This window comes from Roseomonas chloroacetimidivorans (genome assembly GCF_049629625.1).
Classification (GTDB): domain Bacteria; phylum Pseudomonadota; class Alphaproteobacteria; order Acetobacterales; family Acetobacteraceae; genus Roseomonas; species Roseomonas chloroacetimidivorans.
Window position 1 is genome coordinate 236,175 of the sequence record NZ_JBNBZS010000001.1, and the last position, 25,735, is coordinate 261,909.

Below are 25,735 nucleotides of genomic sequence, written 5' to 3' on the forward strand. Positions count from 1 at the left end.
GGGTGATCGGAAATCGATCAGGTCAACGGCTGCGGCATATGAGGCAAGCGGCCCCCCATCGCAAGTGAATTTGGTCCCCTCAGGCCGAAAAAAACGCGGTCCCCCCCCGCGTCTGGCGCGTGGCTCAACCTGAACTTAGCCGCGCTGTCCGGAAGGCCTCCAGCCCGTTCGGGAATTGCCGGAAAAGGTTCAGTTCACGATCCAGGCGCGGAAGGTCGGAAACTGCGCGCACGGGATCGGTCGTGAGAAGATTGAACGCCTGTGTAACAGGCCCTTCGCCGAGTTTGGAAAGCCAGTGCGCGCGCAGAGCGGCAAGGCGCGCTGCGTCTCCGCCCAGAGATGCGAAGGCGGCGGCGCGAAGCAGCGTCGATGGCAGGGCCGTGTCACCGGGGCGGGCCCGGGCAAAGTCTTCCAATGCGGCGGCGGCGGCGGACCAGTCCTGCCGCTCTGTCAGCATGGCAGCCAGGGCGGGCAGGCCGGGCGTGCCGAGCCCGCGGAGGATGTCGAGAGCGCCGGCGGTGTCGCCCAGGGCCGCTTTCGCGCGTGCGGTCAGCAGGGCGCGGGATTCCGCCTGCTCGGGCGTGGCCGGGGCGAGTTCAAGGGCGGCGAGGGCGCCGGGAGCATCGCCGGTGGAGAGGCGCAGCGTCGCCAGGCGGAGGGACAGGGCGGGCTTTTGCGCGGGAGCGGCCCATTGGAGGGCCTGCATTGCCAAGCTGGCCGCGCGGTCAGGCAAGTCCATCGCGGCGAGGCGATCGGCGAGTTGGGAGAGGGCCTCGGCGCCGCGAGCGTCCTGCGGCAGCAGGGCGGAGTGAGCCTCGGAGAGGGCGACGGCGGTAGTCGGGATTTCCTGCGCCAGGGCGTGCAGCAGGGCTTCCTCCTGCGCGGGACGGATCTGGGCGAGGCGGTCGGGGAAGGCTTCGGCGGTGTCTTTCAGGAGATCCAGCGCCGTGCGGGCCTTGCCAGCGGTCTGAAGCAGAGTGGCGATGCGAAGCCGGGTGGTGAGTTCCTCATTGCCGCCGCGCCAGGCGAAGAGGGTGGCGTCCAGCGCGGCGGCGGCACCGGCGGCATCCAGGGCACCGGAGGCAAGGCGTAGTTCAATGCTGCGGTGGAGGGCGCGGGCGCGGACATGGCGGTCCCGGCCGTTGGCCAGGGCGGCGTAGAGAGACAGGGCCTCCCCTTCCCTGCCCTCCGCCTCGGTGAGGCGGGCGCGGGCATAGGCGAGGTCCGGGCGGTCGCCGGCGGCGCGGAGGAGGCGGCGGGCGGCGGGAAGCTCCTTGCCCTCCAGCATGGCCTCGGCAACGGCGGGCAGGAGGCGGGCACGCAAGGCTTCGGGATAGGCAAGAAGAAGAGGCTGAGTGGCCGCAAATCCGTGGGCGGCGGCTTCGGCCTCTCCGTTGCGGGCGGCGAGGAGCGCGCGCCAGAGAGTGAGTTCGTCGCTGGGGGGGATTGTTCCGGCCGTGAGGGCCTCGGCCTCGGCGGGGCGGCCGGCGAGGAGCGCGGCGGCGGCATGGATGAGGAGGCTGCGCGGGTCTGCGGAGGCGCGCGGATCCTCCTGGAAGGCAAGGCGGATCATGGCCTGGGCTTCCTGCGCGAGGCCCAGGGCCAGGAGGCCTTCGGCGGTGGCGCGGCGCAGGGGCAGGCGCGCCAGGGGCGGGGCGCCGGCGATGCTGGCCTGCTGGGCGCGGAGGCGCGTCTGGGCGGCGGCGGCGTCCAGGAAGGGAAGATCCATGAGGGTGGTCATGGGCGCGGCATCGGGCGGCGTGTCGCGCGAGGAGGGCGTACCGGCGCCGGAGAGAATGAAGCGCTCGCCCGAGCGGCGCAGGGCGGCGGAATCGGACCGGGCCAGGGCGGCGATGCCGAGCTGGGTGGGAAGGAGATCAGCCTGGGAGAGGCTGCGCGGGGCGGCGATGGACTGACCGGGTTCGCGCACCGTGCCGATCAGGAGCGGAAGGCCGGTTTCGGGATCGGTGACGGGGATGGGGCGACCCGGGGCGGACACGCGGAGGATGAGGCGGGCGGAATCGGCTTCGGCGAGGATGCTGCGCTCTTGCTCGAAGGATGGCTTTGGCGTGAGCAGCCAGCGATCGCCGTCGCGCCGGGCCTGGAGGGCGGCGGGGGCAGCGATGGGAAGCCGCAGGATGGTGGAGTCAGGACGCTGCTCGGCCTGGAGATGGACGAAAATGGGATCCTTCTGCAGCGGGGTCGTATCGAGAAGCTGGGGCTGGTCCAGCACAATCAGCAGCGTGTCGCCGCGCCGGAGCATAGCGAGGCCGGTTTCCGCCGGAAGCGGCAGGGCAAGGGCGCGGCCGGAAGGACCCTCAACGACACGCAGGGGCAGGCCCGCAGGGGCCGGTGGCGGCGGGGGTGTGGGGGCTGCAACTGGCACGGGCGTGGGGTCTGGTGCGGAAGCGGCGGCGGGTATCGCGGGATCGGAGCTGGGGGCGATGGGCCGTGCCGTGCGCGCGAGGCCCGGTGCGGGAGGGCTGCGCCGTGGCGCGGGCGCGGCTTCCGGGGCCGGCGTGGCGCGCGGCGACGCGGCCGGTTTCGGGTTGCGTTCCGATGGCGGGGCAGCATCCAGCGCGTCCAGCACGAGGCGGTTGCCCAGGCGGTAATGGCGAAGACGGGCACCGGGGCGCAGGGCGATGCGCAATCCGTCGGATTCGGCGCTTAGGGATTGGACATTGCGCGGGGGGCGGCGCGCCGGGAGGTCCAGGGAAAGATCGGGGCTGAGCCGGATCAGCGTGCCCTCGGCCCCCTCCTCGACCCGATAGGGGATGTTCGGCGCGGCGAGGTCCAGGACAACCCGGCCATGGCCAGGATGGTCGCCGATCCGCACCGCCACCCGCTCCGCCAAGGCGGGGGTGGCGAGCAGGAGGAAGGCGAAGGCCACCGCGCCGCGCATCAATCGAAGCTCGCCAAGAGGGCGTCGATTTCCGCCTGGGAGGAGGCGGCGGCCGTGGGCTGGGGGCCGTTGGCCAGGCGCTCGCCCTCCGTGCGCGGCGGGGCGGTGCGCGCCGGGAGCGCGGTGGAGGGGGCGTAGCGGCCGGTGGTCTCACGCACGCGCTGTTCGATCTGCTTCAGCGCGTTCACCACCTTGCCGATGCGTTGGCCCGTGATGTCCTGGAAGGCGCAGGCCTCGTAGATGCGGGTGACACAGGCGCCCACCGTTTCAGCCGCGGCGCCGGAAAGGCTGGGCTGGAGGTTTTCCAGCGCCTCGCAGGCATCCAGGATTTCGTTGGCGGCGTCGGCGGTGCTGCGAACCACCTCGTCCAGCTCGTCCGTTGCAGCGGGGAGATGGGTGGCGTCCACATTCTCCACGCGCATGGCCGCGATCTCTTCCTTCGCGGCGGCGACCATGCGGCCGAGGGATTCGAGTTCGGCCAGCAGCGCGGCCTCGGTACGGTTGAGGCCGGACATGACCTGGAGCGCGACTTCGGCGCGATCGACCTTAGGCATGGGCCATCACCTTCTCGATCTTCTCGCGCAGGGTTTCGGCGTTGAAGGGCTTGACGATGTAGTTGGAGACGCCGGCGGCGCGGGCGGCGACGACGTTCTCGGTCTTGCTCTCGGCGGTGACCATGATGAAGGGCGTGGATTTCAGCCTGGCATCGGCCCGCACTTCCTTCAGCAGGTCCAGGCCGGTCATGGGCTCCATGTTCCAGTCGGAGATGACGAGGCCGAAATTGCCGGCGCGGAGCTTGGACAGGGCCTCCTGGCCGTCCGTCGCTTCCTCGACATTGTCGAATTCGAGCTGCTTCAGCAGGTTCCGGATGATGCGCAGCATCGTCTTGTAGTCGTCGACGATCAGCACGCTGGTGGTCTTGTCCAGGGCCATGGGTTCTTCTCCTTCACTCCGTGCGGGTGGTGGCAGCGCGGAGCCGGGCCAGCTCCGCGGTCAGGCTGCGGGCGCGGTCGGGGCGCATGGCCCCGATTACCGGGGCGGCCTTCGCCTCCCGCATCCGATTCACGATCTGTACGAGCACAGGCATTTCCAAATCGTCGAAGACGGTGGCTGCATCGCGCGGACGCATCGCTTCGTAGGTCTTCACCAGGCTGCGCCAGCCGGCTTCCTCGCGCTCGTCGCGGCCGTGCTCCAATGCCTCAAGCCGGGATTTGAGGGCGGCCATTTCCTCCAGGCGCTCGGTCAGGCGGCGTTCGGCGGCGGCGAGGACGGTTTCGCGCGCGGCAACGGCCTGTTCGCGCGCATCGATCTCCGTGCGGCGTTCGCGCAGGCGGGTAAGGAGCGCGCGCTCGGCCTGGTCCACCGGATCGGGGGCCGGTGCGGGCGCCTGCACGGCGCGCGCTGGAGCAGCTGCGGGCGGAGCGGAGGCGGCGGCGCTCGCGACGAAGCCGGGCTGGCTCGGCAGGGCGGACCACAGGCTCTGCGCCTTGACCGAAGCAAGGGCGCCGCAGGCGGCGAGGATGGCGGGCAGCAGACGCGGCCTGGGGAGTTGCGGCAGCCTCACCGCGCCATCCTCAGGGCCTGCAGGAGGTCGCGTTCGGCCTGGCTGAGCGGCGCGGAATCCTCGGGCGGGGTTGGCGCTGCGCTGGCGGCGGAGCGGCCCTGGCGCACCAAGGATTCGAGCCGGTCGGCGAGGCCTTCGGCGCGCTCGACGAGGAAGCGCAGGTCTTCGCGCAGGGATTCGGCGGCGGCACTCTGCCGGCCCTGGACCTCCAGCGCGGCACGCAGGCCGGAGAGCGCGGATTGGGCGTCACGCGTCGCGGCCTCAAAGCCCTGGGCGCCTTCGGCCAGGGCGGCGCGGTCGCGGCGCAGCGCGGCCAGACCGCGTTCCAGGCGCAGCACGAAGGGAAGCGCTGCAAGGAGCAACAGCAGGAGAGTGCCTTGCAGGATGGTTTCGACCGTGCTCACGCCGTCTCCTCCGTGCTCATGCGTTTCAGCTCGCGTTCGATGCGGACGGCCAGGCGGTTTTCGCGCCGGCCGAGCATTCCCTCGAAAAGTGGAACCTCACCGCAGCGCAGGCGCACGGGGGCGCCGGGGCCGACATTGAGGGTCAGGCGGTCGCCGGGCTTGAGGTTGATGACGGTGGAGAGCGGGAGGGGCTGTTCGTCCAGCACCACGTCGAGCGAGACATCGGTGTGGCGCAACTCGTCGGCCAGATGGTTCTCCCAGATGGAGTCGCGGCCGAATTTTTCGCCCATGAATTGCTGGAGCAGGAGTTCGCGCACCGGCTCCAGCGTGGCGTAGGGAAGCAGCAGCTCCATGCGGCCACCGCGATCCTCCATCTCCACGCGGAGCTTCACCAGGATGGCGGCGTTGGAAGCGCGGGAGATGGCGGCGAAGCGCGGATTGACCTCCAGCCGCTCGAACTGGAACTCTACGGGGCAGAGCGGCTCGAAGGCGGCGGAGACGTCGCGCAGCACGACGCCGATCAGGCGCTCGACCAGGGTGCGCTCGATGGTGGTGTAGGGGCGGCCCTCGATCCGCATGGCGGCGGTGCCGCGCCGGCCGCCGAGAAGGACATCGACCACCGAGTAGATCATGGCGGAATCGACGACCATCAGGCCGTAATTGTCCCACTCCACGGCCTTGGTGACGGCGAGCATGGCGGGAAGCGGGATGGAGTTGAGATAGTCGCCGAAACGCAGCGACGAGATGCCGTCAATCGAGACCTCGACATTGTCGGAGGTGAAGTTGCGGAGGGTCGTGCTCATCAGCCGCACGAGGCGGTCGAACACGATCTCCAGCATCGGCAGGCGTTCATAGGAGACGAGGCCGCTGCCGATGATTCGCTCGATGGCGGATTTGGCTTCGTCCACCTGCTCGCTGTCGAAGCCGAGCAGGCTGTCGATCTCGGCCTGGTTCAGGACGCGGGCGGCATCGGCGCTGCCGGCCTGCGCTTCCGCCCCTTCCTCCTCCTCTTCCAGCGAGGCGCCCCAGGCGGCGGCGAGATCCTCTTCCTCGGTACTTCCGGGGGTGCTTCCGGGGGAACTCACTGGACGATCATCTCGATGAAGAGGATGTCCTGCACCTTGGCGGGTGCGGCGGCGATGCCAGCGCGGGCACGCAACTCCTCCCGCAGCCGGTAGGTGCCCTGGCTGCCGCGCAGCTCCTCCGGCCGCATCTCTCGGAGATAGGTCTGGAAGAGATCCAGCAGGCGCGGCATGGCGGCCAGGATGGCGGCGGCGTCGGCTTCCGATGCGAGTTCAAGCTTGGCACGAAGGCGGATGAAGGTGGCCCGGCGGCCCGCGACGTTCAGGTTGGTGAGGATTTCCGGCAGGTCCATATAGACCCGCGGGCGCGATGGCTGGGCTGACGCGGCGGATGCCGCGGTTCCGGGATGATCGCCCTTGGGGGCTGCCGTGCCGGCCTGCCCCGCACCCTGCCCGGCGATGCCGCCGAAGGGCAGCATGCCCGCGAACCAGAGGCCCGTGGCGGCCGCGCCGAGCAGCAGCGGCAGGGCGATGAGAAGCAACCTCTTCTTCCCACCCTTCACAGGCGCTGCCTGCGGGCCGTTCGCCGTGGGTGCTGCCGCCTGGGCCATGGTGGGTCGGGTCGCCTTCTGCTGGTCCGATGGGGCGATCCTCTCCAACCCGGCTTAACAAAGGATTTCGCGGGCGGCGGGCGGCAGGGAGAGCCCCCTGCCCCGGCAGATGCTGCCGGGGGACGGCAGGATGCGCGCTGCGTTCCGCGCGGGATGGCTGGCACGGGGGTTGCGCCAAGGCTTTGGCAATCTTGGCGCCGCAGCATGGCGCCCCAGAAGGCAGAAGGCGGACGGAGCGGATGGACAATCCCGGCTACATAGCGCTCTCGCGGCTGGTGACGCAGAACCGTGCGGTGGATGTGCTGGCGCACAACATGGCGAATGCGGAGACGCCGGGCTTCCGCGCGTCGCGGCCGCTTTTCGCGGAGTTCCTGGAACGGCAGCGTGACTCGAATACGGTGCCCGGCGGCGAATCCGTCCACTTCTCGCAGGACCGCGCGACCTGGCGCGACGAGACGCCCGGGGCGGTGCAGACGACGGGCAATCCGCTGGATGTCACGATTTCCGGCGAGGGGTTCTTTTCCGTCCTGACGCCGCGCGGGGAGCGCTACACGCGGGCCGGACGGTTCTCCCTGGGGCCGAACGGATCGATCGTGGACATGGAGGGAAACGCGCTGCTGGATGCGGGCGGGAATCCGCTGCGCGTGGCGCCGAATGACACGCGGCTGGTGATCCGCGGCGACGGAACGCTGTCCAGCGAAAATGGCGAGATCGGCCGCATCCGGGTGGTGCGCTTTGCCGAACCGCAGCGGCTGCTCGCCGAGGGCGACCGGTTGCTGGCGGGGAATGGGCAGGCGCCGGAAGCGTTGGAGCGCCCGGCGCTGGTCCAGGGGGCGCTGGAGGGCAGCAATGTCCGGCCGGTGATCGAGATGACGCGGCTGACGGCGGAGATGCGGGAATTCCAGTTCATGGCGCAATTCGCGGAGAAGGAGGGCGAGCGGCTTTCTGGTGCCGTGCAGCGCATCCTCGGGCGGCGTGGCTGATGCGCGCGCGCGGGATCGCGGGGCGCCGTTCGGGGAAGCGTCGTCTGAAGAAACAGTGCCGGCAGGTGCCGGTGCGGGGAGGCTAGATCATGCGTGCGCTCTGGACCGCTGGCACCGGGATGATGGCCCAGCAGACGAATGTCGAGGTCATTTCCAACAACATCGCGAATATGAGCACCACGGGATTCAAGCGCAGGCGCGCGGAGTTCCAGGACCTGATGTACCAGAACATGCGGCGGGTCGGGTCGCAGTCCTCGGATACCGGGACCACGCTGCCTTCCGGCACGCAGGTCGGGCTGGGTGTGCGGACCGCTGGGGTTTACCGCATCCATGAACAGGGAAGCCTGCAGCAGACCGAGAACAAGTTCGACCTGGCGATCCGGGGAAACGGCATGCTGCAGGTGCAGCTTCCATCGGGCGAGACGGCCTATACGCGCGACGGGACGCTGGGGCTTTCACCGGAAGGGGTGATCGTGACGGCGGAGGGTTATCCGGTGCTGCCGGGCATCACCATTCCCCCCAATGCGACCGACGTGACCATCAACGGCAATGGCGAGGTGCTGGTGAAGCTGGATGGGCAGGTGGCCGCGCAGAATGTGGGGCAGTTGCAGCTTGCCGTCTTCGCCAATGAGGGCGGGCTGGAGGCCATCGGGGATAATCTTCTGATGGCTTCGCCCTCCTCGGGCCTGGCGCAGCAGGGGACGCCGGGCTCGCCGGGTTTCGGGAACCTGATGCAGGGCTTCGTCGAGACGTCGAACGTGAATGTCGTGCAGGAGATCACGAGCCTGATCACGGCGCAGCGCGCCTATGAGATGAACAGCAAGGTGATCACGGCAAGCGACGAGATGCTCAGCACCGTGGCGCGGCTGCGGTGATGGCGATGCGGCGCGCGGTTCTCGCCTTTCTTTTCGCCGCGGGCTTCGCCGGCCCTGCGCAGGCGGATCTGGCGCTGCTGCGGCCGCATGCCGTGGTGGAGGATGCCGTGATCCGGCTTTCCGACCTGTTCGACAATGCCGGGCAGAATGCCGGGCGTGTCGTCGGCCCCGCCCCCGCGCCAGGACGGCGCGTGGTGGTGGAGCCGGCCCAGCTCCTGGCCATCGCGCGCGCGAATGGGGTGGTGTGGCGGCCCCTGACCTCGGCGGACACGGTGGTGGTGGAGCGACCCGGGCGGGCCGTGCCGCGCGAGGAGGTGCTGGACCTGCTGCGCGGTGAGCTGGGGCCGATGGGGCTGGATGCTGAGGCGGAGCTGGAGCTGCCGGGGTTCCAGCCGGTGATGGTGCCGCTGGCCGCCTTCACGCAGCTTGCGCTGGAGCAGAGCTGGTTCGAGACGGCGACCAACCGGTTCTCCGCGACACTGGTGGTGGTGGCGGAGGGGATGCCCACGCTGCGGCAGCGGATCGCCGGGCGGGCGGTGGCCACGGCCGCGGTGGTGGTGGCGACGCGGCGGCTGGCGCTGGGCGAGGTGGTGGGGCCGGGCGACCTGCGGCTGGTGCGGCAGCGGGCGGAGCGGGTTCGTCCGGGGTTGGCGAGCGATCCCGGGCAGGTGCTGGGCAAGGCGCTGCGGCGGCCGGTGATGGCGGGCGCCGGCTTCGCGGTGAACGACCTCACCTCGCCTGCGGTGGTCGAGAGGAACGCGATGGTCACCATGGTGGTGGAGGGGCCGGGGGTAAGCATCACCGCGCGGGGGCGCGCCATGGCGGCCGCTGGGCGGGGCGAGATGGTGCCGGTGATGAATCTCGCCTCCCACGCCGTGGTGGAGGCGGAGGCGATCGGGCCGGGGCGCGTGCGCGTGGCCTTCGGCAGCGTTCCGGTGAGCCGGTGACGGAGGGAATCATGCGGGTGGCGATGCTGTTGCCACTGCTGCTGCTGGCCCATTGCGGTACGGCGGAGCGGCTGGCACGGATCGGGCGCGCGCCTGAGATGGCGCCGATCGCCGATCCCACGCGCAGCCCGGATTACCGGCCGGTTTCGATGCCGATGCCGGCCGCCCAGGATGCGCGCAACCTGTCGGCCAATTCGCTGTGGCGTCCGGGAAGCCGGACCTTCCTACGGGACCAGCGGGCGGCGAGCGTGGGCGACCTGATCACCATCCTGGTTTCGATCAAGGATGCGGCGGATCTGTCGAACAGCACGGAGCGGTCGCGGGACAATTCGGAGAATATGGGAATACCGCGGCTGTTGGGACTGGATGCATCCTATGCGCGTCTCCTGCCGAATGGGATCGACCCATCGAAGCTGCTTGAGGCGTCCTCGGCCAATTCATCCCTCGGCAAGGGGCGGGTGCAGCGGACGGAGGCGGTGACGATGCGGATCGCGGCGACGGTGACGCAGGTGCTGCCAAATGGGAATCTGGTGGTTGGCGGGCGGCAGCAGGTGCGCGTGAACCATGAGATGCGCGATCTGAGCATTGCGGGCATCATCCGGCCGCAGGATATCGCCAGTGACAACACGGTGCAGCATGACCGCCTGGCGGAGGCGCGGATCGCCTATGGCGGGCGGGGCACGGTGAGCGATGTGCAGCAGCCGCGCTATGGGCAGCAGATCCTGGACGCGGTGCTGCCCTTCTGAACACAAAAGGGCGGGCCGCCCGAAGGCAGCCCGCCCCTTCTGAGCGGATGGATCGCTCAGTGCTTGTCGAGAACCTCGCGGGCCTTGTCCTTCACGCCGCCAACGGTGTTCTGGACCTTGCCCTCGGCGCGCTGGGCCGCGCCCTCGCCTTCCATCTTCTTGTCGCCGAGCGCGGCGCCGACATTTTCCTTCACAGCGCCGCCGGCCTGCTTCAGGGAACCCGCGACGCGATCCTTGTCGATAGCCATGGCGTATCTCCTGTCTTGTTGCTCTGGGTTAAAAACGTGGCGGTGCCAGGCGGGTTGCCTTGGCGCCGTTCGGGGCAACATGACGGATTGAAACGGGACGGCTGGGCAGATGTGCGGGCGGTATTTTCTTCAACGTGATCCAGCGGGTCTGGCGAGGCATTACGGAACCGGCCCCGGCAAGCCGACGCCGAATTTCGCCCCGAACTGGAACATGGCACCGACGCAGGACGGCGTGGTGCTGCGGCGCAATCCGCAGACCGGTGAGCGGCAAATGGATCTGTTGCGTTGGGGGCTGGTGCCGCATTGGGCAAAGGATTCGAAGGACGGGGCGCGGCTGATCAATGCGCGGGCGGATGGCGTGGCGGAGAAACCCTCTTTCCGTGATGCCTTCGCGAAGCGGCGATGCCTGGTGCCGGCGGATGGGTTCTATGAATGGCTTTCGCCGAAGGAAGCGCGCCCCCGCGATCCGAAGCAGCCCTTTGCGGTGGCGATGGCGAACGGGGAGCCGATGACCTTTGCGGGGCTCTGGGAGAACTGGAAAGATCCGGAAGGAAACTGGCTCCGGACCTATTCGATCATCACGACGGAGGCGAATCCGAAACAGGCGCCGCTGCATCACCGGATGCCCGTGATCCTGCCGCGCGAGACCTGGGCGGCATGGCTCGGGGAGGAGCCGGCGGGGGCGGAGAAGTTGCTGGGGCTGTTGCGGCCTTGTCCGCCGGAATGGCTGGCCTGCTGGCCCGTGAACAAGCGAGCCAACAAGGTGTCGGAGAATGACGCGGAGCTGATCCGGCCGGACCGGACCGTGGTGGCGCCCGAGGGGTTGAACGATCCCTCCCCCTACGAGGCTTAGGCGGAAGCCCGGGGCCACGGCGCGAGGAGGCCATCCCTTCGGTACGGAACCGGACGGAACATCCCGCAATTGTGGCTATCCATCGGCGCGCGCCAGGGATGAGGATGCTCCTCACCGCATTCAGGCGGAGGAGCCTCGATGATGCTCGGCACACCGGCTTCGCGTGCTGCGTTGCTTCTTGGCGTGGCGGCCAGCCTATGGTCGGCGGCTGCCTCGGCGCAGCAGGGGCCGGCAAGGCCGGGTCTCGTCCTGCGGGAGATCGTCGAGGGCATGCCGCGCGGCGAACGACAGGAAGTGCAGGTGGCGACGGCCGTCCTTACGCCGGGTCAGGCGACCATCTTTCACACGCACCGCTTTCCCGTGACTGTCTATATCCTTGAGGGCGCCTTTACGCTGGAGCTGGAGGGACGGGAGCCCGTCACGGTTCGCGCCGGGCAGTCCATGGTGGAGCCGCCGGGTGTGCGGATGACCGGCTACAACCGCAGCGCGACGGAGACGCTGCGGCTCGTGATTTTCTATGTCGCCGATCCCGGTACGCCCTTTCTCGATCCGGTTCACTGACACGGCACAGGGCGAGCAGCCTTAGCTGCCTCGATAGGTGGAGTAGGACCAGGGGGAGCAGAGGAGCGGGACGTGGTAGTGCCCCTCCCCTTCCTTCAGCCCGACATTCAGCGCGACGATGCCGAGATAGCCGGGGTCGGTGCCGCGGGCGGCGAAATAGGCACCGACATCGAAGCGCAGCTCGTAGCGACCGGGCCTGAAGGCATCGGGCGCGAGAAGCGGAGCATCGGTTCGGCCGTCGTCATTCGTGACGGTGCTGACGAGGAGAACGGGCTCGGGCTCCATGCGCCAGAATTCGATGGCCATGCCTCGGGCGGGGATGCCGTTGGCGGTGTCCAGCACATGTGTGGTGAGGGCGGAGGATTTCATTCGGCAGCCAGGGCAGGCAGTTCCTGCGGGATGATGTGGGTCAGCTCGGGCTCGGCATAGGTGAGCAGGCTGTTCAGGTGGTGGTCGGCATCCTCCAGCCAGAGGCGGCGGCAGATGCCGTCCACGAGGCGGGCCGTGCCGTATTTCATGCCGCTGATCGTCGCGCCGGCCAGGCCCATGGAGGCGGTGGCGCCGTAGTTGATCATGTGGATATTGGTGAGGAAGGGGGCGGCCCCCGGCGTTTTCTCGCGCAGGGAGAAGTCGGGGTTCAGATAGGGGCAGGCGCCGAGCGCCGGGAATTCGAGGCCGGGCGGCGGTGTGTAGGCGTCGCGCCAGAGGAGGATCTGGTCGGCGAAGGGCGCGAGTTCGGGGCGCAGGGCGAGGTCGAAGGCGGTGCCGGTGCCGACGATGACGTGGTCGCCGCGATGCTCCCCGCGCGGGGTGGTAACGACGATCTCCTCGCCTTCCTCACGCACGCTGCTGACGGGGCTGCCCATGTGGAGTTCGAAGCGGGGATCGTCGGCCACGCGCTCCCAGGATTCATAGGGTGGCGGCTGGTTGAGGGAGAAGATGTGCTGCATGAAGCGCCAGCGCGTCGCGTCGGGCATGGCGTAGAGCTGGCCGAGGAAGCCGGACTGCTCCATCCAGCGGAAGGGGTTCACACGCGGCATCTGGGGACGGCGGACCAGCATGATGCCGCGGGCGGCGCCGGATTCCAGCGCGGTCGCCAGATTGTCGAAGGCCGAGGCACCGGCGCCGATGACGATGACGCGCTTGCCCGCGAGGGCGTCGAAATCCACGGAACCGGAAGTGTGGGAGACGCGGGCGGCGGGAAGCTGGTCGAAGGGCGCGGGGATGGTCCAGCCGCCCATGCCATCCATGCCGGTGGCGAGGACGAGCTTGCGGGCGCGGATGGTGACTTCGCCGCTGCCGGTGCCGAAGGTGAGTTCCAGCGGATCGGCGATGCCGGTTCGGCCGATGCGGAGCAGGCGGTGATTGTGGGTGACCGGCAGGGCCAGAGTGGCTTCCAGCCAGTCCAGGTAGCGCTGCCAGTCCACGCGGCCGATCTTGTGCAGGCGGTTCCAGGCATCCGCGCCATCGCGGGCGGTGAAATAGGCGCGTGGTGTCAGGGCGGGGATGCCGAGATCGGGGCCGGTGACGTGCTTGGGGGTACGGAGGGTCCGCATCCGGGCGAAGGTGGTCCAGACGCCGGTGCCGCCGGGTGGGGCGGCATCGAAGATCCGCACGCGCTCCACCTTTTCCCGCAGCAGGCCGAAGGCGGTGGCCAGGCCCGTCTGCCCGGCGCCGAGGATGGCGACGTCCAGCACCCCCTCCCCATGCGGGGGAACCCAGGGGTGGCGGGGGTAGTCGAGCAACTCGAGCTGGTGCCGGGCTTCTTCGGCCAGTTGAGTCAGGACGGGGGTGTTGTCCGGCATGAAGTCTCCCGGGGCATTCGGATGTTCCGGAGGGTGTAGCACGCGCCGTGCCGGGGGCGGCCTGGGCGAAATCCAGCGGCCGCGGGTTGATTCCCTGGCACTGGCCATCGCAAATGCCGGGCGTCCCTTGCGCCGGAAGGATCCCAATGAGCAGCAGCACCGCCCCCAACCTGATCGCGGCTGTGGACGAGGCCCGTCAGTGGGACCGGCTGATGCAGATGGCCAGGCTGGGCGCCATCACCGGGTCGGATGGCTCGCCGGGCGTCAACCGGGCCTGCCTGACCCCGCTGGACCGCGAGGCGCGGCGGCTGCTGATCTCCTGGGCGGAGAGGCTGGGGCTCACGGCTTCCGTGGACGAGATCGGCAACCTGTTCCTGCGGCATGAAGGCACGCAGGCGGATGAGGCGCCGGTCCTGACTGGCAGCCATATGGACACCCAGCCGAATGGCGGGCGTTTCGATGGCATCTGGGGCGTGATCGCGGCGCTGGAGGCCGTGCAGGCCATCCGGGAGACGGGCATCGCGACCAGGCGGCCGATCGAGATCGTGGCCTGGACCAATGAGGAGGGCGGGCGCTTCGCGCCGGGCTGCATGGGCAGCATGGCCTATGCCCATTACAAGCCCTCGACCGAATGGGATGGGGTGACGGACCCGGATGGCGTGACCTTCCGGGCCGCGCTGGACGAGCACCTGAAGGAGGAGGCGGACCTTCCCCGCCGGCCGCTGGGGGGCAAGCCCTTCGCCTATGTCGAGGCCCATATCGAACAGGGGCCGCGGCTGGAGGCCGAGGGGAAGGATATCGGCGTCGTCACGGGCATCCAGGGCAGCCGCTGGTTCGTCGTGGAACTGCGTGGCGCGACGGCACATGCGGGCACGGCACCGCTCTCGCTCCGCAAGGATGCGGTGCAGGACATGATCCGGGCGGTGAGCGCCCTGAACGCGCTGATGACCGACCCGACGGATGTGCTGCGCTTCACCGTGGGGCGGATCGAGGTTTCGCCCAACACCTCCAACTCCGTGGCCGATCTGGTGCGCTTCACCATCGACTTCCGGCACCCGGACAAGGACATGCTGATCACCAACGGCGATGCGATCGAGCCAACGATCCGCAGTGCCATCAAGAATTGCGAAGTGACCGTGACGGAGCGCTTCCATGCGCTGCCCGTGGAGTTCGACACGCTGGTTTCCGACGCGGTGCAGCGCGCAGCGGATGCGCAAGGGCTTTCCAGCATCAGCCTGCCCAGCGGGGCTTTCCACGACGCGCAGTTCATGGTGCCGCTCTGCCCGACCGGGATGATCTTCGTGCCCTGCCGGAACGGGGTGAGCCATAATCCGGCGGAGTATTCGGAGCCCGGGCAGCTTGCCGCGGGTGCACGGGTGCTGGCGGCGACGCTGGTGGAGCTGGCGAACCGGTAGAACGCGCAGCTGGGGCGGAGGAGCGCCCCAGCCCTGCTCCCGGCGGTGCTAACGGACGGCGGCTCGCCCGCGGGGCGGGCTGCCCGGAGGCGCCGGGGGCGCGGACCTGCTCCTTTTGCCGGATATGTCGAGGATCGCCCGCCCTTAGCCGGGCGGCATCCCTGTTCCAGAAGTGGTTCCATGTTGTCTGAGAACGCGCGCTCCGCGCGCGACTGCCTTACCGCCGTCGAGCGGCTGCGCTCGGTGCGCCTGGTCGAGCACGAGAAACGGGTCGGTCGCCTTTGCCACAGGGTCGCTGGGCTGATGGGCTTCGATGACGGGCACCGGGAGAGGCTCGCCCTCGCCGCGAGCCTGCATGATATCGGGAAGCTGGCCATTCCCGACGCCATCCTGGAGAAGCGCGGCCCGCTGGATGCCGCGGAGAGACAGGCGATGCAGCAGCATTCCGCGTTCGGCGCTGAAATTCTGGGGCAGATCAGCGATCCGGTTGCCTTGCTCGCCGCCGAGGTCGCGCTGCGGCACCATGAGCGCTGGGACGGGTCGGGCTATCCTGACGGGCTGGCGCGGGAAGCCATCAGCCGGGAGGCGCGGATCGTCGGGCTATGCGACGTCTATGATGCGATCCGTGAGGAGCGGCCCTACAAGCCGCCCATCAGCCATGAGGAGGCGATGCGGCTGATCCTGGTCGGGGACCCCGGGGGCCCGACCATGCCCGGCAAGTTCGATCCGGAATTGCTCGCCATGCTCAGCAGGCACGAGGCGGTGTTCCGGGCCGCCTTCGCCGAAGGCGGCTGACAGGCCCGGCGCTTCCCGGCCCCAGCAAGGATGTGCAGCGGGGCCTGCCTGCGCAGGCGCCGCAACAGCTCAGGCGCCGCCGGTTCAAGGGACCGGCGGCGCTGCCGCGATCAGTAGCGGTAGTAGCCCGGCGCCGGATAATAGGCGGGCGGCGGGGCCGGATAGTAAGCCGGAGGCGGCGCGGGATAGTAGGCGGGCGGCGGCGGCGCATAACCGTAGCTCGGCTGAGGTGCCGCATAGCCATAGCTTGGCTGCGGCGTTGTCGCTGCTCCCGTGACGGCGCCCAGGGCGCCGCCGGCCAGAGCGCCGACCCCTGCTCCATGGCCGCCGCCGATGGCCGCCCCGAGTGCCGCGCCGCTGCCGGCGCCGATGGCGGCACCGCCAACCGCGCGCTGGCCGGGATCATAGGGGTTCGTGCAGGCCGCGAGGCCCGTGGCCATCGCGACTACGAGCAGACAGGATTTCGCTACACACTTCATCGTCGTTTCTTTCACAAGGGCCTTCATACGAAGTGCGGACGGACCGGGCGGGTTGCCGTTCCCACACATCCTTGAATCCCGATCGCGGCTGGACTGTGGCTGGGTCTGCCCTGGATTGGGCGCCTTCGGCATGAGGCCCGGGACTCGCGAGCTGCCTTGCGACATGGCTGCCGGAGGGCCGGTGCGGCGCAAGCCCCGCCCACGGCGACATGCAGCCTACTGCCAGGCGCGGCGAGGTGCCTCTGGACTGGCCGGCGCCGGAGGCACGGGAGCTGGGACAGCCGGCACCGGGACGGGAACGCGGGCCATTCGGGCAGGCCGGGCGGCTTCCCGCGTGCCGGCCCAGTGCTGCCGTTGCTCCTGCTCCCAGGCCCAGCGCCCCTCGCGCTTCCGTTCGCGGCGGCGTTCCGCTGCCCAGCGGCGATGCTCCTCGCGATCGCGGTCATGGTTCCAGCGGCGTTCATCGTGGCGCCCATGGCGTCCATGCCCACCCCTGTCCTTCCAGGGATCGGCGAGCACGGGCGAGGCCGGGGCGGCAAGACCCAGCAGGATGCAGCCCAGGAGAATGGTTTTCCATCGGGCTGTGGCGTTGAACCTTCCGCCAGGGATCGTGCCCGCGGTGTCGCCAGGGCCGGAAGACTGGAACTGACCGGACGTTGTGCGCATTCCTGCATCCTGAAGGGCCATGCGCCGGCCCATGCTTTCTGGCATTGCCGGAGAGCTGCGATGGAACCGGGCCAATGCGGCAAAGTTCTGCCCAGATCCCGGCGTAAGAGGGATCTTCAGTCGCCCGCAGGAGGTGTCCGTGCATCGCGGAAATGGCTGTCTCGCCGTCGGAGTAGCCTGTCTTCTGCTTGCGGGCTGCGCGAGCGATCCGTGGGGTGGGTATGGTCCGGGCTATGGCGGCCCCTACCAGCCCTATGGCCAGCCCTATGGAGCGCAACCGGAATACCGCCCCTATAACCTTCCGCCGCCGGTCCGCCCCGATGGGCTGCCGCAGTACCGGCCATATGGCGGTGGACCGACCTACCGTCCCTATGATGTGCCGCCGTCATCCCCGCCCGGGGAGCAGCGGTTCGATGACCGCCGCGGCTATGGCTCCCCGGCCGAACCGCCCTATGGCAGCCCCGCGCCCGATCAGCCGAATCCGTGGGACCGGGGCGGCAGACAGGAAGACGGGCCGGCCTACCGGCAGGAGGACCGGGCGCCCTATGAGCCCCCCTCCCGTGCCCCGCAGCCCTACGGGCAGTCGGGCGAGTTTCCCCCGGGTGGCCAATGGGAAGACCGCGCTCCAGAGCCCTATGCGCGGGAGAGCAGCCCCCCGGGCCTTGGCGCGCCGACCTGGCGCTGAGCGGACGGCGCGTCAGGACGGCCCGCCGGGGCACCGTGACAGGTGCCCCGGCGGTTCAGCGCCGATGATCCGGGCTGTCAGCCAGCCGGGGTCGGGGCGTTTTCCGGCAACACGCGCTCGCGCTTCAGCTCCTGCCAGAATTCGACGGGGATTGGCTGCTTCATCAGCGCCGCGTTCTCATGCACCCGCTGGGGGTTCTTGGTGCCGGGGATGACCGAAGCCACCACCGGATGCGCGGCGCAGAACTGCAGGGCGGCGGCGCGCAGGTCCACATTGTGGCGCTTCGCAATGGCGGCGAGGCGGTCGCGGGCGGCCACCTTGTCGGGCGGGGCTTCCTGGTATTCGAAGTTGCGGCCGCCGGCGATCAGGCCCGAGTTGTAGGGGCCACCGACGACGACATGCACGCCGCGCTCGGCGCAGCGGGGAAAGAATTCGTCGAGGGCAGGCTGGTTCAGGAGGCTGTAGCGGCCGGCCAGGAGGAAGACATCCGGGTCCGCGCGGTCCAGGCACATGACGCAGGGCTCGACGCGGTTCACGCCCAGGCCCCAGCCGCGGATCACGCCTTCTTCGCGCAGTTGCGTCAGCGCGACGGCGGCGCCCTTCATGGCGGTGTCGAACACCTCCAGCCAACGGTCGCCATGCGCGTCTTCGGCGCAGTCATGAATGTAGGCGATGTCGATGCTGGCGATGCCCATGCGCTGGAGGCTGTCCTCGATGGAACGGCGGACGCCATCGGCCGTGTAGTCGTAGTCCACGCGGAAGGGCAGGCCGGCGACGAAGGGGCCGTGCTGGCCGCCCTTGGTCGCGTCGGCGCGCAGCAGGCGGCCGACCTTGGTGGAGAGCACGTATTCGTCACGGGGCTTGTTGCGAAGGAACTGGCCGAAGCGGTGCTCGGAAATGCCGGGGCCGTATTCGGGTGCGGTGTCGAAGTAGCGGATGCCCGCATCCCAGGCGGCCTCGAGCGTCGCGATGGCGTCGGCATCGGACACGCGCTCGAACATGTTGCCCAGGGGGGCACCGCCGAAGCCGAGGGGACCTGGTGGGGCGTAGTGCTGACTGTTGGCCATCAGAGAGTCTCTCCGGTTAGGGCCGTGTGAACGCATGGCGTCACCGGTTGTTCATGCCATGGCCTGCATGCCAGCCACAGCCCCGACGCGGGGAGCGCCGGTCGGGCCCGGCGGCGGGGCCGCCGGGCCGTTTCGTCAGTGCGCGTGATGATGGGTTTCTGGCCGCCGCGGGCCATGTGGCGCAGGCGCAGCTTCGCGGGGCGCCGGGGTAACTGCAGGAGCCTCATGGGCCGGGCCATGGCCGGCATGAGGGGCCGGTGCCGGAGCTGCGCCGTGACCGGCATGGCCGCCATGCGACATGCCTTCCATCCCATGCACCATGGAGGGCGGCACCGGGACCGCCTCTGCATCGCCAGGATATGTCGCGATGACGCGACGCATCAGCGCGATCTCCTGGGTCTGGTCCGTCAGGATGTCCACGTTCAGCAGTCCGAGATAGGTGTTCCGGCCGTTCCGATCCGCCTGATAGGCGCGCGCCATGTCGAGCGCGCCCTGGTGGTGAATCGTCATCGCCTTGGCGAACTGCACATCCCGCCGTGTCACAGCTGGATCCTTCCGCGACAGGGCGGCGAGAGGGCCGGGAACCGGAGCCTTGAAGAAGCGGTAGCGGTTCGGGATGCCCTCGGTCGCCGCCGGCTGGATCGCGAGCCGGGTGAAGCCGAGATCAAGGATCCGCGCGGGCTGGTCGAGATTCTGCGCGACCGCGTCGAGCAGGGCGATCTCGTAGCGCTGGTTGTGGATGATCGCCTGCGCGAGCGCCTTGAGGACCGGACTGCTCGCCTCCGGGTCGTTCAGATACTCATCCGACATGGTCAGCGCGCCGGCGTGATGGGCCCGCATGCCCGTCACATAGCTCCGGTCGGCCTGGATCGCGGCGGCGAGTTCGGTGGCCGGGAGGACGGTGTAGCTGGGGGAGAGAACGGGCGAGGCCTCCGGCGCAAATTCCTCCCCCACCATGGCGCGGGCGGGGGTGGCGGCGGCGAGAAGGACGGCCGCTGCGAGGGTGGCGGCCATCGGGCCGGACGGGCGCTGCCGGGCCCCGCTCCCGAGGGTCACGAAGAACATGGTTTGCAGTCCTGCTACCTGAAGAGGCGCCTGAGGTGGGGCTTCCCATTGTGGGAAGGTCAAGGGCCCGGAAAGGCGGCGTCGCTCGGCGAGCAAGGTTAGTGGCTGGCGGGGGCGGGTCGGCCGATCTGGTGGGGAGCAGCGGGGATGAGGAAGTGGTGCCGCCCCGGACCTCCGTGGGCAGGGAAGGATCAACTGGAGCCATGACGGAGCGGTTCCAGATGGACCCAGGCAGGGCGCCCCGGCCCGCCGCCCTTCGTGCCGGAAGCGGAAAGCAAAAAGCCGGCGTCCCCTGCGGGACCGCCGGCTTCGTCAGCCTTGGATGCGGGCCGGTTACTTCGGCGCGAGCACCATGATCATCTGACGGTTTTCCAGCCGGGGCATGGACTCGACCTTCACGGCCTCGGCCATCTCGTTCCGGATCCGCTCGAGCACCTTCACGCCAAGATCCTGGTGGGCCATTTCGCGGCCGCGGAAGCGCAGGGTGACCTTCACCTTGTCGCCTTCCTCGATGAAGCTCTTCATCTGCTTCATCTTGACCTCGTAATCATGGTCGTCGATGTTCGGACGGACCTTGATCTCCTTGATCTCGACGACCTTCTGGCGCTTGCGCGCCTCGTTCGCCTTCTTCTGCTGCTCGTACTTGAACTTGCCGAAGTCGGTGATCTTGCACACCGGCGGTTCGGCGTTCGGGCTGATCTCCAGCAGGTCCATGCCGACTTCGTAGGCCCGCGCGAGGGCGTCGCGCGCGCTCATCACGCCGATCATCTCCCCGTCCTGGTCGATCAGTCGGACCTGGGGTGCGCGGATCTCCTCGTTTACCCGCGGTCCGTCGCGGGTCGGGAGAGTATTGGGCATTGGGCCTCGGGCCAGGGTCGTCTCCTATAGTGGTGAGCAAATGGAGTTATGGTGCGCAGCGGCGGCGTCTGCAACTGCTGAGCGGGAAGGTCAAGCTGGTTTTTGAAATCAGCCGGACCCGAAACGGTCAGGCCGCCACGTCCGTCGTGGCGAAGCTGCCCCGGCGGTCCGGCGGCGCGGCCTCGGTAACCAGGCGGGCGATGGCGTCGGCCAGCGGGAGGGTCTCCTGCTCGCGGCCGGGAAGGCGGCGAAGGACGAGGTTGCGCTCCTCGGCCTCGCGTCGGCCGACCACGGCGAGGATGGGCACGCGGGCCTCGATATGCTCGGCGACCTTGCGGTTGATCTTCTCGTTCCGGATGTCGGTGCTGGCCGCGATGCCGGCGGCGCGGAGGGCTTCGGCCACTTCCTCGGCATAGGGGGCGGCGTCATCCACGATGCTGGCGACCACGACCTGGGTCGGGGCGAGCCAGAGCGGGAAGCGGCCGGCATGTTCCTCGATGAGGATGCCCAGGAAGCGCTCGAAGCTGCCGAGAATGGCGCGGTGGAGCATCACCGGGCGGTGCTTGGCACCGTCCTCGCCCACATATTCCGCGTCCAGGCGCTCGGGCAGGACGAAGTCCACCTGCAGGGTGCCGCATTGCCAGTCGCGGCCGATGGCGTCGCGCAGGACGAATTCGAGCTTGGGGCCGTAGAAGGCGCCCTCCCCCGGATTCAGCTCATACTCGACGCCGGCCGTGTTGCAGGCCTCGCGCAGGGCGCCCTCGGCCCGGTCCCAGGTCTCGTCCGTGCCGGCGCGCTTGGCCGGGCGGTCCGAGAACTTCACGCGGAAGGACTGGAAGCCGAAGTCCCGGTAGATCGAGGAGAGCAGTTCGACGAAGCGGACCGTCTCCGAGGCGATCTGGTCCTCGGTGCAGAAGATATGGGCGTCGTCCTGCGTGAATGCGCGGACGCGCATGATGCCGTGCAGGGCGCCGCTGGGCTCGTAGCGGTGGCAGGAACCGAATTCGGCCATGCGCCAGGGGAGCTGGCGGTAGCTGCGGATGCCCTGGTTGAAGATCTGCACGTGGCAGGGGCAGTTCATGGGCTTCAGCGCGAGGACGCGGTCCTTCTCGGACTCATCCTCGACCGTCGCGATGAACATGCTCTCGCGGAACTTCTCCCAGTGGCCCGAGGCTTCCCAGAGCTTGCGGTCGAGCAGCTGGGGGGTCTTCACCTCGTCATAGCCGGCCTGTTCGAGGCGGCGGCGCATATAGCCTTCCACCGTGCGGTAGAGGCGCCAGCCCTTGGGATGCCAGAAGATGGAGCCGACCGCTTCCTCCTGCAGGTGGAAGAGGTCCATCTCCTTGCCGATGCGGCGGTGGTCGCGCTTCTCGGCCTCCTCCAGCATCGTCAGATAGGCGTCCAGTTCCTTCTGGTCACGCCAGGCGGTGCCGTAGATGCGGGAGAGGACGGGGTTGCGGTGGTCGCCGCGCCAATAGGCGCCGGCCACCTTCTGCAGCTTGAAGGCGGTTCCGATATCGCCCGTGCTGCGCATATGCGGGCCGCGGCAGAGATCGAGCCATTCGCCCTGGCGGTAGATCGAGATGGTCTCGGATTCCGGCAGGTCGCGGATCAGCTCGGCCTTGAAGCGCTCACCCTTCCTCTCGAAGAAGGAGATGGCCTCGTCGCGATCCCACTCTTCGCGCTCGAAATGGGCGTTGCGGGCGATGATCTCCCGCATCTTGGCCTCGATGGCCGGCAGCTCCTCGGGCGTGAAGGGCTGGTTGCGGTGGAAGTCGTAATAGAAGCCGTTCTCGATGGCCGGGCCGATCGTGACCTGCGTGCCGGGGAAGAGCTCCTGCACCGCCTCTGCCAGGACATGCGCGGCGTCGTGGCGGATCATCCCGAGGGCCTCGGGGTCCTTGCGGGTGATGAAGCGCAGGCGCGCATCCTGATCGATGGAGACGGAGAGGTCCTTCAGGACGCCGTCCACTTCCATGGCAAGGGCCGCCTTGGCGAGGCCTGGGCCGATGGACGCGGCCACGGTAGTGCCCGTGACAGGACCGTCGAAGGATCGAACGGAACCGTCGGGCAGCGTGATCGCGGGCATGGGGGCGTTACGGCCTTTCCGAGAGAGCATATGGAAGGGCGGGAGCGATGGCACCCGCCCTTCCCGAGGTCAAGCGCGCCCTGGGCGGATCAGCCCTGCCCCTGCCCTTCGCGGGGCAGGCGGATGGTACCGGCTGCCGATCTGGCCGGACTTTAATCCGTCTCCCCGGTTGTGGATTTGTCGCCGGCCTCTTCCGGCAGTAGAGGCGGCGCGGCGGGAGGCAGCTACTCACCCCCCGCCTCATAAACTGGGCCAAGGAATGGCGATGCGAGAGCCCGTACCGGATCATCCGATCGCTTCCGGACGCCGTGGCAGCCTCCGTGCCCTGCGCTGGCTCGGTGCGCTGGGCGCCGCCGTGGCGCTCGGCGTGCTGGCGCTGGGAGGGTGGATCCTGCTGGATCTCCGCCGGGACACCTGGCGGCGGGCAGAGTTGGCCTCCGCTAACCTCGTCCAGGCCCTGGAGCGCGATATCGCGCGGAACATGGCGCTGTATGACCTCTCGCTGTCCGGGGTCGCAGCGGCACTCCGGCAGCCCGGCATCGATCAGGCCAGCCCCGAGATCCGGCACCTCGCGCTATTCGATCGTGCCACGAGCGCGGAATATCTGGGCTCCGTCCTGTTCGTCGGGCCGGATGGCAGGCTGCAGGAAGCCTCGACCTCCCTGTCTCCCCCTAAGCTGGCGCTCGCGGACCGTGATTATTTCCGCGTCCACCAGGAGCGGCAGGACGCCGGGCTTTTCGTCAGCCGTCCTTTCCACAGCCGGCTGCGCGAGGGCGATCCCAGCATCGCCCTCAGCCGGCGGATCGAAGGACCGGATGGCCGCTTTCTGGGCGTGGCGGTCGGGACCCTGCGGCTCGCGTACTTTCAGGATCTTTTTAACAGCTTGGACCTGGGGCCCCGGGGGTCCGTGACCTTGTTCCGGAGCGATGGACGTGTCGTGGCCCGTTATCCCTTCCGGGAGGAGGATATCGACCGTGACCTGAGCGCCGGCGAGGCCTTCGCGCAGTTCAGGGCGGCGCCGGCGGGCAGTTTCGTGGGCATCGCGGCCATCGACCAGGTGCGACGCCAGTTCAGCTTCCGTCATATCGCGAATTTTCCGCTGATCCTCTCCGTCAATAGGGGGGTGGAGGACATCTTCTCGGAATGGTGGAGCAAGGCGGTGACAATCGGGCTCATCCTGGGGGCGCTTTGCAGCGCGCTGGTGGTGCTCTGCCTGCTCTTCCGACGGGAGATGCTGCGCCGCCTGGGAGCAGAGGAGCAGCTGACCGCCGCCGCCGAGGCGCAGGCCGTGGCGGCGCGCACGGATTCGCTCACGGGCCTGGCCAATCGCCGTCATTTCGACGAGGTGCTGGATCTCGAATGCCGCCGTGCCGCAAGGGAGGAACTTCCCCTGTCGCTGCTGCTGCTCGACGTGGACCGGTTCAAGCTGTTCAACGACCACTACGGACATCGTGCGGGCGATGATTGCCTGCGTGCCGTGGCGGCCGCCGTGCAGGGCGCGATCCGGAGGCCCGCCGACCTGGCCGCGCGCTATGGCGGCGAGGAGGTGGCCGTGATCCTGCCCAACACCGAGGCAAGTGGCGCGCTGCACATGGCGGAGCGGGTACGCGAGGCGGTGCAGGCCTTAGGACTCGTTCACGAGGCGAACCCGGAGAGCGGCGTCGTCACGGCGAGTATCGGCTGCGCGACGGTGATTCCTCGCCCTGGGCTTTGCGGGGAGCAGTCCCCGATGCTGGTGCAGGAGGCGGACCAGGCATTGTACGAGGCCAAGCGCCTTGGCCGGAACCGGAGCGTGGCGGCGCCGGCCCTCCAGGCTGGGCAGGTTCATGCGCCCGCAGGACACGGGCAGGGCTCCTCCGGGGTCTTACGGACCTGACCCCGGACAGTGGAAGCCGAGGCGCGGTCTCCCAAAGCAAGCGCTAGCTCTTCACCTGGGAGGGCAGGATTGATCCGTCATAGCGGGCACGCGGACGGATCAGCTCCCTGTTGCGCGCTTGCTCCATGGCGTGGGCGGCCCAGCCGATGCTCCTGCCCAGCAGAAAGATCGTGAAAGGCGCGCTCCTCGGCAGGCGGGTCATGCGGACCAGCGCCGTCAGGGCAAAGTCGATATTGGGCAGCGTGCCGGTCGCCTCCAGCACGCATTCTTGCAATTCCCGCATGAGGGAATCGGCCGTCAGCCGCGTGGCCAGGGTGGCCGCGCGTATATCGCCATTTGGGTAGAGCGGATGGCCGAAGCCGGGAAGGAAGCCGTCCCGATCCAGCCAGGCCCGCACGGCCGTTTCCGGCCCGACTGCGGCCGCTTCGTCGAGCAACCGCAACACCGCCGAGGCCGCGCCGCCATGCTTCGGTCCCGACAAGGTGCTGAGGCCCGCCAGGAGGCAGGCCGCGATGGGTGCGCCGGTCGAGGCGGCGACCCGGGTCGCGAAGGCCGAGGCATTGAGCTCGTGATCCGCGACCAGGACAAGCGCCTGGCGGACCAGGTCGGCCTCCTCCTGCCCGAGCGACCATAGCTCGGCCAGCCCGAGATGGAGCGGCCCCGGGCCCGGCCGTAGCCCGCAAGCGGCGGCGAGGTGCGAAATGGCCGCCTGTGCGTCGCGGCACAGGCGCTCGCTGCCGCGACCGATGGAGGCTTCGCTCTCTGGCACGAGTGCCGCCAGTGCCGAGAAGGCGTTGTTGGCGGCAGCCGGCGGAATAGCGAAGACCACGTCGCCCTTGTTGCCCCACAGTAGCCGCGCAGTGGCTTCAGGTGCGGCGCTGCGCGAGAAATCGGCTGCGTCGAGGCCACGGTAAATCAGACGCCCGCGATGAACGGTGGAGATCGCCGTTACGATCGAGGGTTCGCCCCAGGCCATCGAACTCGCGGCGATGGCCGAGGGCCTGCGGCTCCGGCCTCGTCGCCCAGCCAGCGTTGCCACATCTTCGCTGCGATAGAGGCTGCGCCGGGCATCGGGCACGCGCCGCACCTCGATCAGGCCGCGGCTGACATAGGCGTACAGCGTCTGTGGCTTGACGCCGAGCAAGCCGAGCGCCTCGGCGCGATCAATCCACTCCTTCATGTTGATGAGATGTATCAAGATTGATCAATGTGTCGACGG

The 25,735-nt window shown here is 69.0% G+C and carries 27 protein-coding genes; 10 read left to right on the top strand and 17 right to left on the bottom strand.

Going from position 1 to position 25,735, the window contains the following annotated elements:
• Nucleotides 1–124: 124 nt before the first annotated feature.
• The 7 genes from ACO1BU_RS01130 to ACO1BU_RS01160 are packed head-to-tail and all read right to left on the bottom strand — an operon-like array spanning nt 125 to nt 6,503.
• Nucleotides 125–2,902 carry a hypothetical protein gene (locus ACO1BU_RS01130; RefSeq protein WP_424134050.1) on the bottom strand — a complete coding sequence of 926 codons (2,778 nt, stop codon included), beginning with the start codon at nt 2,900–2,902 and terminating at the stop codon, nt 125–127.
• Entirely contained in the window at nt 2,902–3,456 is a 555-nt protein-coding gene (locus ACO1BU_RS01135) for a protein phosphatase CheZ (RefSeq protein WP_424134051.1), read from the bottom strand. Before ACO1BU_RS01135 ends, ACO1BU_RS01130 begins: the two co-directional genes overlap by 1 nt.
• Nucleotides 3,449–3,835 carry a chemotaxis response regulator CheY gene (locus tag ACO1BU_RS01140; protein ID WP_424134052.1) on the bottom strand — a complete coding sequence of 129 codons (387 nt, stop codon included), beginning with the start codon at nt 3,833–3,835 and terminating at the stop codon, nt 3,449–3,451. The genes ACO1BU_RS01135 and ACO1BU_RS01140 overlap by 8 nt, the downstream gene beginning before the upstream one ends.
• A 13-nt stretch (nt 3,836–3,848) precedes the next feature.
• Nucleotides 3,849–4,466, bottom strand: coding sequence for a MotE family protein (locus ACO1BU_RS01145; protein WP_424134053.1), 618 nt, complete (start codon nt 4,464–4,466; stop codon nt 3,849–3,851).
• Nucleotides 4,463–4,870 (bottom strand): DUF6468 domain-containing protein, encoded by a 408-nt coding sequence (locus tag ACO1BU_RS01150; RefSeq protein WP_424134054.1) that lies wholly within the window; start codon nt 4,868–4,870, stop codon nt 4,463–4,465. The genes ACO1BU_RS01145 and ACO1BU_RS01150 overlap by 4 nt, the downstream gene beginning before the upstream one ends.
• The gene (fliM, locus tag ACO1BU_RS01155; RefSeq protein ID WP_424134055.1) at nt 4,867–5,955 is read right to left on the bottom strand and encodes a flagellar motor switch protein FliM; all 1,089 of its coding nucleotides are present in this window, start codon (nt 5,953–5,955) and stop codon (nt 4,867–4,869) included. The genes ACO1BU_RS01150 and fliM overlap by 4 nt, the downstream gene beginning before the upstream one ends.
• On the bottom strand, nt 5,952–6,503 hold the full coding sequence (locus tag ACO1BU_RS01160; protein ID WP_424134056.1) for a flagellar basal body-associated FliL family protein: 552 nt from the start codon (nt 6,501–6,503) through the stop codon (nt 5,952–5,954). The genes fliM and ACO1BU_RS01160 overlap by 4 nt, the downstream gene beginning before the upstream one ends.
• A 239-nt stretch (nt 6,504–6,742) precedes the next feature.
• On the opposite strand from ACO1BU_RS01160, the gene ACO1BU_RS01165 reads away from it, so the two are divergent.
• The 4 genes from ACO1BU_RS01165 (at nt 6,743) to flgH (ending at nt 10,054) form a co-directional block, all read left to right on the top strand.
• Nucleotides 6,743–7,486 carry a flagellar hook-basal body complex protein gene (locus ACO1BU_RS01165; RefSeq protein WP_424134057.1) on the top strand — a complete coding sequence of 248 codons (744 nt, stop codon included), beginning with the start codon at nt 6,743–6,745 and terminating at the stop codon, nt 7,484–7,486.
• An 89-nt stretch (nt 7,487–7,575) separates the two neighbouring features.
• The gene (flgG, locus tag ACO1BU_RS01170) at nt 7,576–8,361 is read left to right on the top strand and encodes a flagellar basal-body rod protein FlgG (RefSeq protein WP_424134058.1); all 786 of its coding nucleotides are present in this window, start codon (nt 7,576–7,578) and stop codon (nt 8,359–8,361) included.
• 5 nt (nt 8,362–8,366) lie between these two features.
• Nucleotides 8,367–9,308 (top strand): flagellar basal body P-ring formation chaperone FlgA, encoded by a 942-nt coding sequence (flgA, locus tag ACO1BU_RS01175; RefSeq protein WP_424134059.1) that lies wholly within the window; start codon nt 8,367–8,369, stop codon nt 9,306–9,308.
• Between the two features lie 11 nt (nt 9,309–9,319).
• Nucleotides 9,320–10,054 carry a flagellar basal body L-ring protein FlgH gene (flgH, locus tag ACO1BU_RS01180; protein WP_424134060.1) on the top strand — a complete coding sequence of 245 codons (735 nt, stop codon included), beginning with the start codon at nt 9,320–9,322 and terminating at the stop codon, nt 10,052–10,054.
• A 56-nt stretch (nt 10,055–10,110) separates the two neighbouring features.
• Here the strand turns inward: flgH and ACO1BU_RS01185 are convergent, their stop codons facing one another.
• Nucleotides 10,111–10,302, bottom strand: coding sequence for a CsbD family protein (locus ACO1BU_RS01185; RefSeq protein WP_424134061.1), 192 nt, complete (start codon nt 10,300–10,302; stop codon nt 10,111–10,113).
• 109 nt (nt 10,303–10,411) lie between these two features.
• On the opposite strand from ACO1BU_RS01185, the gene ACO1BU_RS01190 reads away from it, so the two are divergent.
• On the top strand, nt 10,412–11,155 hold the full coding sequence (locus ACO1BU_RS01190; RefSeq protein ID WP_424134062.1) for an SOS response-associated peptidase: 744 nt from the start codon (nt 10,412–10,414) through the stop codon (nt 11,153–11,155).
• A gap of 141 nt (nt 11,156–11,296) precedes the next feature.
• Complete coding sequence (locus ACO1BU_RS01195; protein ID WP_424134063.1) at nt 11,297–11,716, top strand: cupin domain-containing protein; 420 nt, start codon at nt 11,297–11,299, stop codon at nt 11,714–11,716.
• A gap of 21 nt (nt 11,717–11,737) precedes the next feature.
• On the opposite strand, the gene uraH is transcribed toward ACO1BU_RS01195, so the two are convergent.
• Nucleotides 11,738–12,085 carry a hydroxyisourate hydrolase gene (gene uraH / locus ACO1BU_RS01200; RefSeq protein ID WP_424134064.1) on the bottom strand — a complete coding sequence of 116 codons (348 nt, stop codon included), beginning with the start codon at nt 12,083–12,085 and terminating at the stop codon, nt 11,738–11,740.
• Entirely contained in the window at nt 12,082–13,521 is a 1,440-nt protein-coding gene (locus ACO1BU_RS01205) for a SidA/IucD/PvdA family monooxygenase (protein WP_424134065.1), read from the bottom strand. Before ACO1BU_RS01205 ends, uraH begins: the two co-directional genes overlap by 4 nt.
• 146 nt (nt 13,522–13,667) lie before the next feature.
• Here ACO1BU_RS01205 and ACO1BU_RS01210 point away from each other — a divergent pair, with 146 nt between their 5' ends.
• Nucleotides 13,668–14,936 carry a M20 family metallo-hydrolase gene (locus tag ACO1BU_RS01210; RefSeq protein WP_424134066.1) on the top strand — a complete coding sequence of 423 codons (1,269 nt, stop codon included), beginning with the start codon at nt 13,668–13,670 and terminating at the stop codon, nt 14,934–14,936.
• Nucleotides 14,937–15,116: 180 nt separating this feature from the next.
• A complete protein-coding gene (locus ACO1BU_RS01215) occupies nt 15,117–15,731 on the top strand; it encodes an HD-GYP domain-containing protein (protein ID WP_424134067.1) in 615 nt (204 codons plus the stop codon).
• Nucleotides 15,732–15,841: 110 nt separating this feature from the next.
• Here the strand turns inward: ACO1BU_RS01215 and ACO1BU_RS01220 are convergent, their stop codons facing one another.
• Both ACO1BU_RS01220 and ACO1BU_RS01225 read right to left on the bottom strand, forming a co-directional pair.
• Nucleotides 15,842–16,171: a YMGG-like glycine zipper-containing protein gene (locus tag ACO1BU_RS01220; RefSeq protein WP_424134068.1), complete on the bottom strand. Its 330-nt coding sequence runs from the start codon at nt 16,169–16,171 to the stop codon at nt 15,842–15,844.
• Between the two features lie 255 nt (nt 16,172–16,426).
• A complete protein-coding gene (locus ACO1BU_RS01225) occupies nt 16,427–16,876 on the bottom strand; it encodes a hypothetical protein (RefSeq protein ID WP_424134069.1) in 450 nt (149 codons plus the stop codon).
• A 139-nt stretch (nt 16,877–17,015) separates the two neighbouring features.
• Here ACO1BU_RS01225 and ACO1BU_RS01230 point away from each other — a divergent pair, with 139 nt between their 5' ends.
• The gene (locus tag ACO1BU_RS01230) at nt 17,016–17,561 is read left to right on the top strand and encodes a hypothetical protein (RefSeq protein WP_424134070.1); all 546 of its coding nucleotides are present in this window, start codon (nt 17,016–17,018) and stop codon (nt 17,559–17,561) included.
• A gap of 77 nt (nt 17,562–17,638) precedes the next feature.
• Here ACO1BU_RS01230 and ACO1BU_RS01235 read toward each other — a convergent pair whose 3' ends face one another.
• From ACO1BU_RS01235 to thrS, 4 genes are all read right to left on the bottom strand, one after another.
• The gene (locus ACO1BU_RS01235; RefSeq protein WP_424134071.1) at nt 17,639–18,628 is read right to left on the bottom strand and encodes an aldo/keto reductase; all 990 of its coding nucleotides are present in this window, start codon (nt 18,626–18,628) and stop codon (nt 17,639–17,641) included.
• A 135-nt stretch (nt 18,629–18,763) separates the two neighbouring features.
• Complete coding sequence (locus ACO1BU_RS01240) at nt 18,764–19,693, bottom strand: DUF305 domain-containing protein (RefSeq protein ID WP_424134072.1); 930 nt, start codon at nt 19,691–19,693, stop codon at nt 18,764–18,766.
• A gap of 333 nt (nt 19,694–20,026) precedes the next feature.
• Nucleotides 20,027–20,551 (bottom strand): translation initiation factor IF-3, encoded by a 525-nt coding sequence (gene infC, locus ACO1BU_RS01245; protein WP_424134073.1) that lies wholly within the window; start codon nt 20,549–20,551, stop codon nt 20,027–20,029.
• Between the two features lie 127 nt (nt 20,552–20,678).
• Nucleotides 20,679–22,640: a threonine--tRNA ligase gene (gene thrS / locus ACO1BU_RS01250; RefSeq protein ID WP_424134074.1), complete on the bottom strand. Its 1,962-nt coding sequence runs from the start codon at nt 22,638–22,640 to the stop codon at nt 20,679–20,681.
• Nucleotides 22,641–22,905: 265 nt separating this feature from the next.
• On the opposite strand from thrS, the gene ACO1BU_RS01255 reads away from it, so the two are divergent.
• On the top strand, nt 22,906–24,516 hold the full coding sequence (locus ACO1BU_RS01255) for a GGDEF domain-containing protein (protein WP_424134075.1): 1,611 nt from the start codon (nt 22,906–22,908) through the stop codon (nt 24,514–24,516).
• A gap of 43 nt (nt 24,517–24,559) precedes the next feature.
• Here the strand turns inward: ACO1BU_RS01255 and ACO1BU_RS01260 are convergent, their stop codons facing one another.
• Nucleotides 24,560–25,696: a citrate/2-methylcitrate synthase gene (locus ACO1BU_RS01260; protein WP_424134076.1), complete on the bottom strand. Its 1,137-nt coding sequence runs from the start codon at nt 25,694–25,696 to the stop codon at nt 24,560–24,562.
• Nucleotides 25,697–25,735: the final 39 nt, after the last annotated feature.

Bases quoted from the DNA above. Each gene is read 5' to 3' on its own strand.
- ACO1BU_RS01130 (WP_424134050.1), bottom strand. From the start codon at position 2,902: ATGCGCGGCGCGGTGGCCTTCGCCTTCCTCCTGCTCGCCACCCCCGCC.
- ACO1BU_RS01135 (WP_424134051.1), bottom strand. From the start codon at position 3,456: ATGCCTAAGGTCGATCGCGCCGAAGTCGCGCTCCAGGTCATGTCCGGC.
- ACO1BU_RS01140 (WP_424134052.1), bottom strand. From the start codon at position 3,835: ATGGCCCTGGACAAGACCACCAGCGTGCTGATCGTCGACGACTACAAG.
- ACO1BU_RS01160 (WP_424134056.1), bottom strand. From the start codon at position 6,503: ATGGCCCAGGCGGCAGCACCCACGGCGAACGGCCCGCAGGCAGCGCCT.
- ACO1BU_RS01165 (WP_424134057.1), top strand. From the start codon at position 6,743: ATGGACAATCCCGGCTACATAGCGCTCTCGCGGCTGGTGACGCAGAAC.
- flgG (WP_424134058.1), top strand. From the start codon at position 7,576: ATGCGTGCGCTCTGGACCGCTGGCACCGGGATGATGGCCCAGCAGACG.
- flgA (WP_424134059.1), top strand. From the start codon at position 8,367: ATGCGGCGCGCGGTTCTCGCCTTTCTTTTCGCCGCGGGCTTCGCCGGC.
- flgH (WP_424134060.1), top strand. From the start codon at position 9,320: ATGCGGGTGGCGATGCTGTTGCCACTGCTGCTGCTGGCCCATTGCGGT.
- ACO1BU_RS01185 (WP_424134061.1), bottom strand. From the start codon at position 10,302: ATGGCTATCGACAAGGATCGCGTCGCGGGTTCCCTGAAGCAGGCCGGC.
- ACO1BU_RS01190 (WP_424134062.1), top strand. From the start codon at position 10,412: ATGTGCGGGCGGTATTTTCTTCAACGTGATCCAGCGGGTCTGGCGAGG.
- ACO1BU_RS01195 (WP_424134063.1), top strand. From the start codon at position 11,297: ATGCTCGGCACACCGGCTTCGCGTGCTGCGTTGCTTCTTGGCGTGGCG.
- uraH (WP_424134064.1), bottom strand. From the start codon at position 12,085: ATGAAATCCTCCGCCCTCACCACACATGTGCTGGACACCGCCAACGGC.
- ACO1BU_RS01205 (WP_424134065.1), bottom strand. From the start codon at position 13,521: ATGCCGGACAACACCCCCGTCCTGACTCAACTGGCCGAAGAAGCCCGG.
- ACO1BU_RS01210 (WP_424134066.1), top strand. From the start codon at position 13,668: ATGAGCAGCAGCACCGCCCCCAACCTGATCGCGGCTGTGGACGAGGCC.
- ACO1BU_RS01215 (WP_424134067.1), top strand. From the start codon at position 15,117: ATGTTGTCTGAGAACGCGCGCTCCGCGCGCGACTGCCTTACCGCCGTC.
- ACO1BU_RS01220 (WP_424134068.1), bottom strand. From the start codon at position 16,171: ATGGCCACGGGCCTCGCGGCCTGCACGAACCCCTATGATCCCGGCCAG.
- ACO1BU_RS01225 (WP_424134069.1), bottom strand. From the start codon at position 16,876: ATGCGCACAACGTCCGGTCAGTTCCAGTCTTCCGGCCCTGGCGACACC.
- ACO1BU_RS01235 (WP_424134071.1), bottom strand. From the start codon at position 18,628: ATGGCCAACAGTCAGCACTACGCCCCACCAGGTCCCCTCGGCTTCGGC.
- ACO1BU_RS01240 (WP_424134072.1), bottom strand. From the start codon at position 19,693: ATGTTCTTCGTGACCCTCGGGAGCGGGGCCCGGCAGCGCCCGTCCGGC.
- infC (WP_424134073.1), bottom strand. From the start codon at position 20,551: ATGCCCAATACTCTCCCGACCCGCGACGGACCGCGGGTAAACGAGGAG.
- thrS (WP_424134074.1), bottom strand. From the start codon at position 22,640: ATGCCCGCGATCACGCTGCCCGACGGTTCCGTTCGATCCTTCGACGGT.
- ACO1BU_RS01255 (WP_424134075.1), top strand. From the start codon at position 22,906: ATGCGAGAGCCCGTACCGGATCATCCGATCGCTTCCGGACGCCGTGGC.
- ACO1BU_RS01260 (WP_424134076.1), bottom strand. From the start codon at position 25,696: ATGAAGGAGTGGATTGATCGCGCCGAGGCGCTCGGCTTGCTCGGCGTC.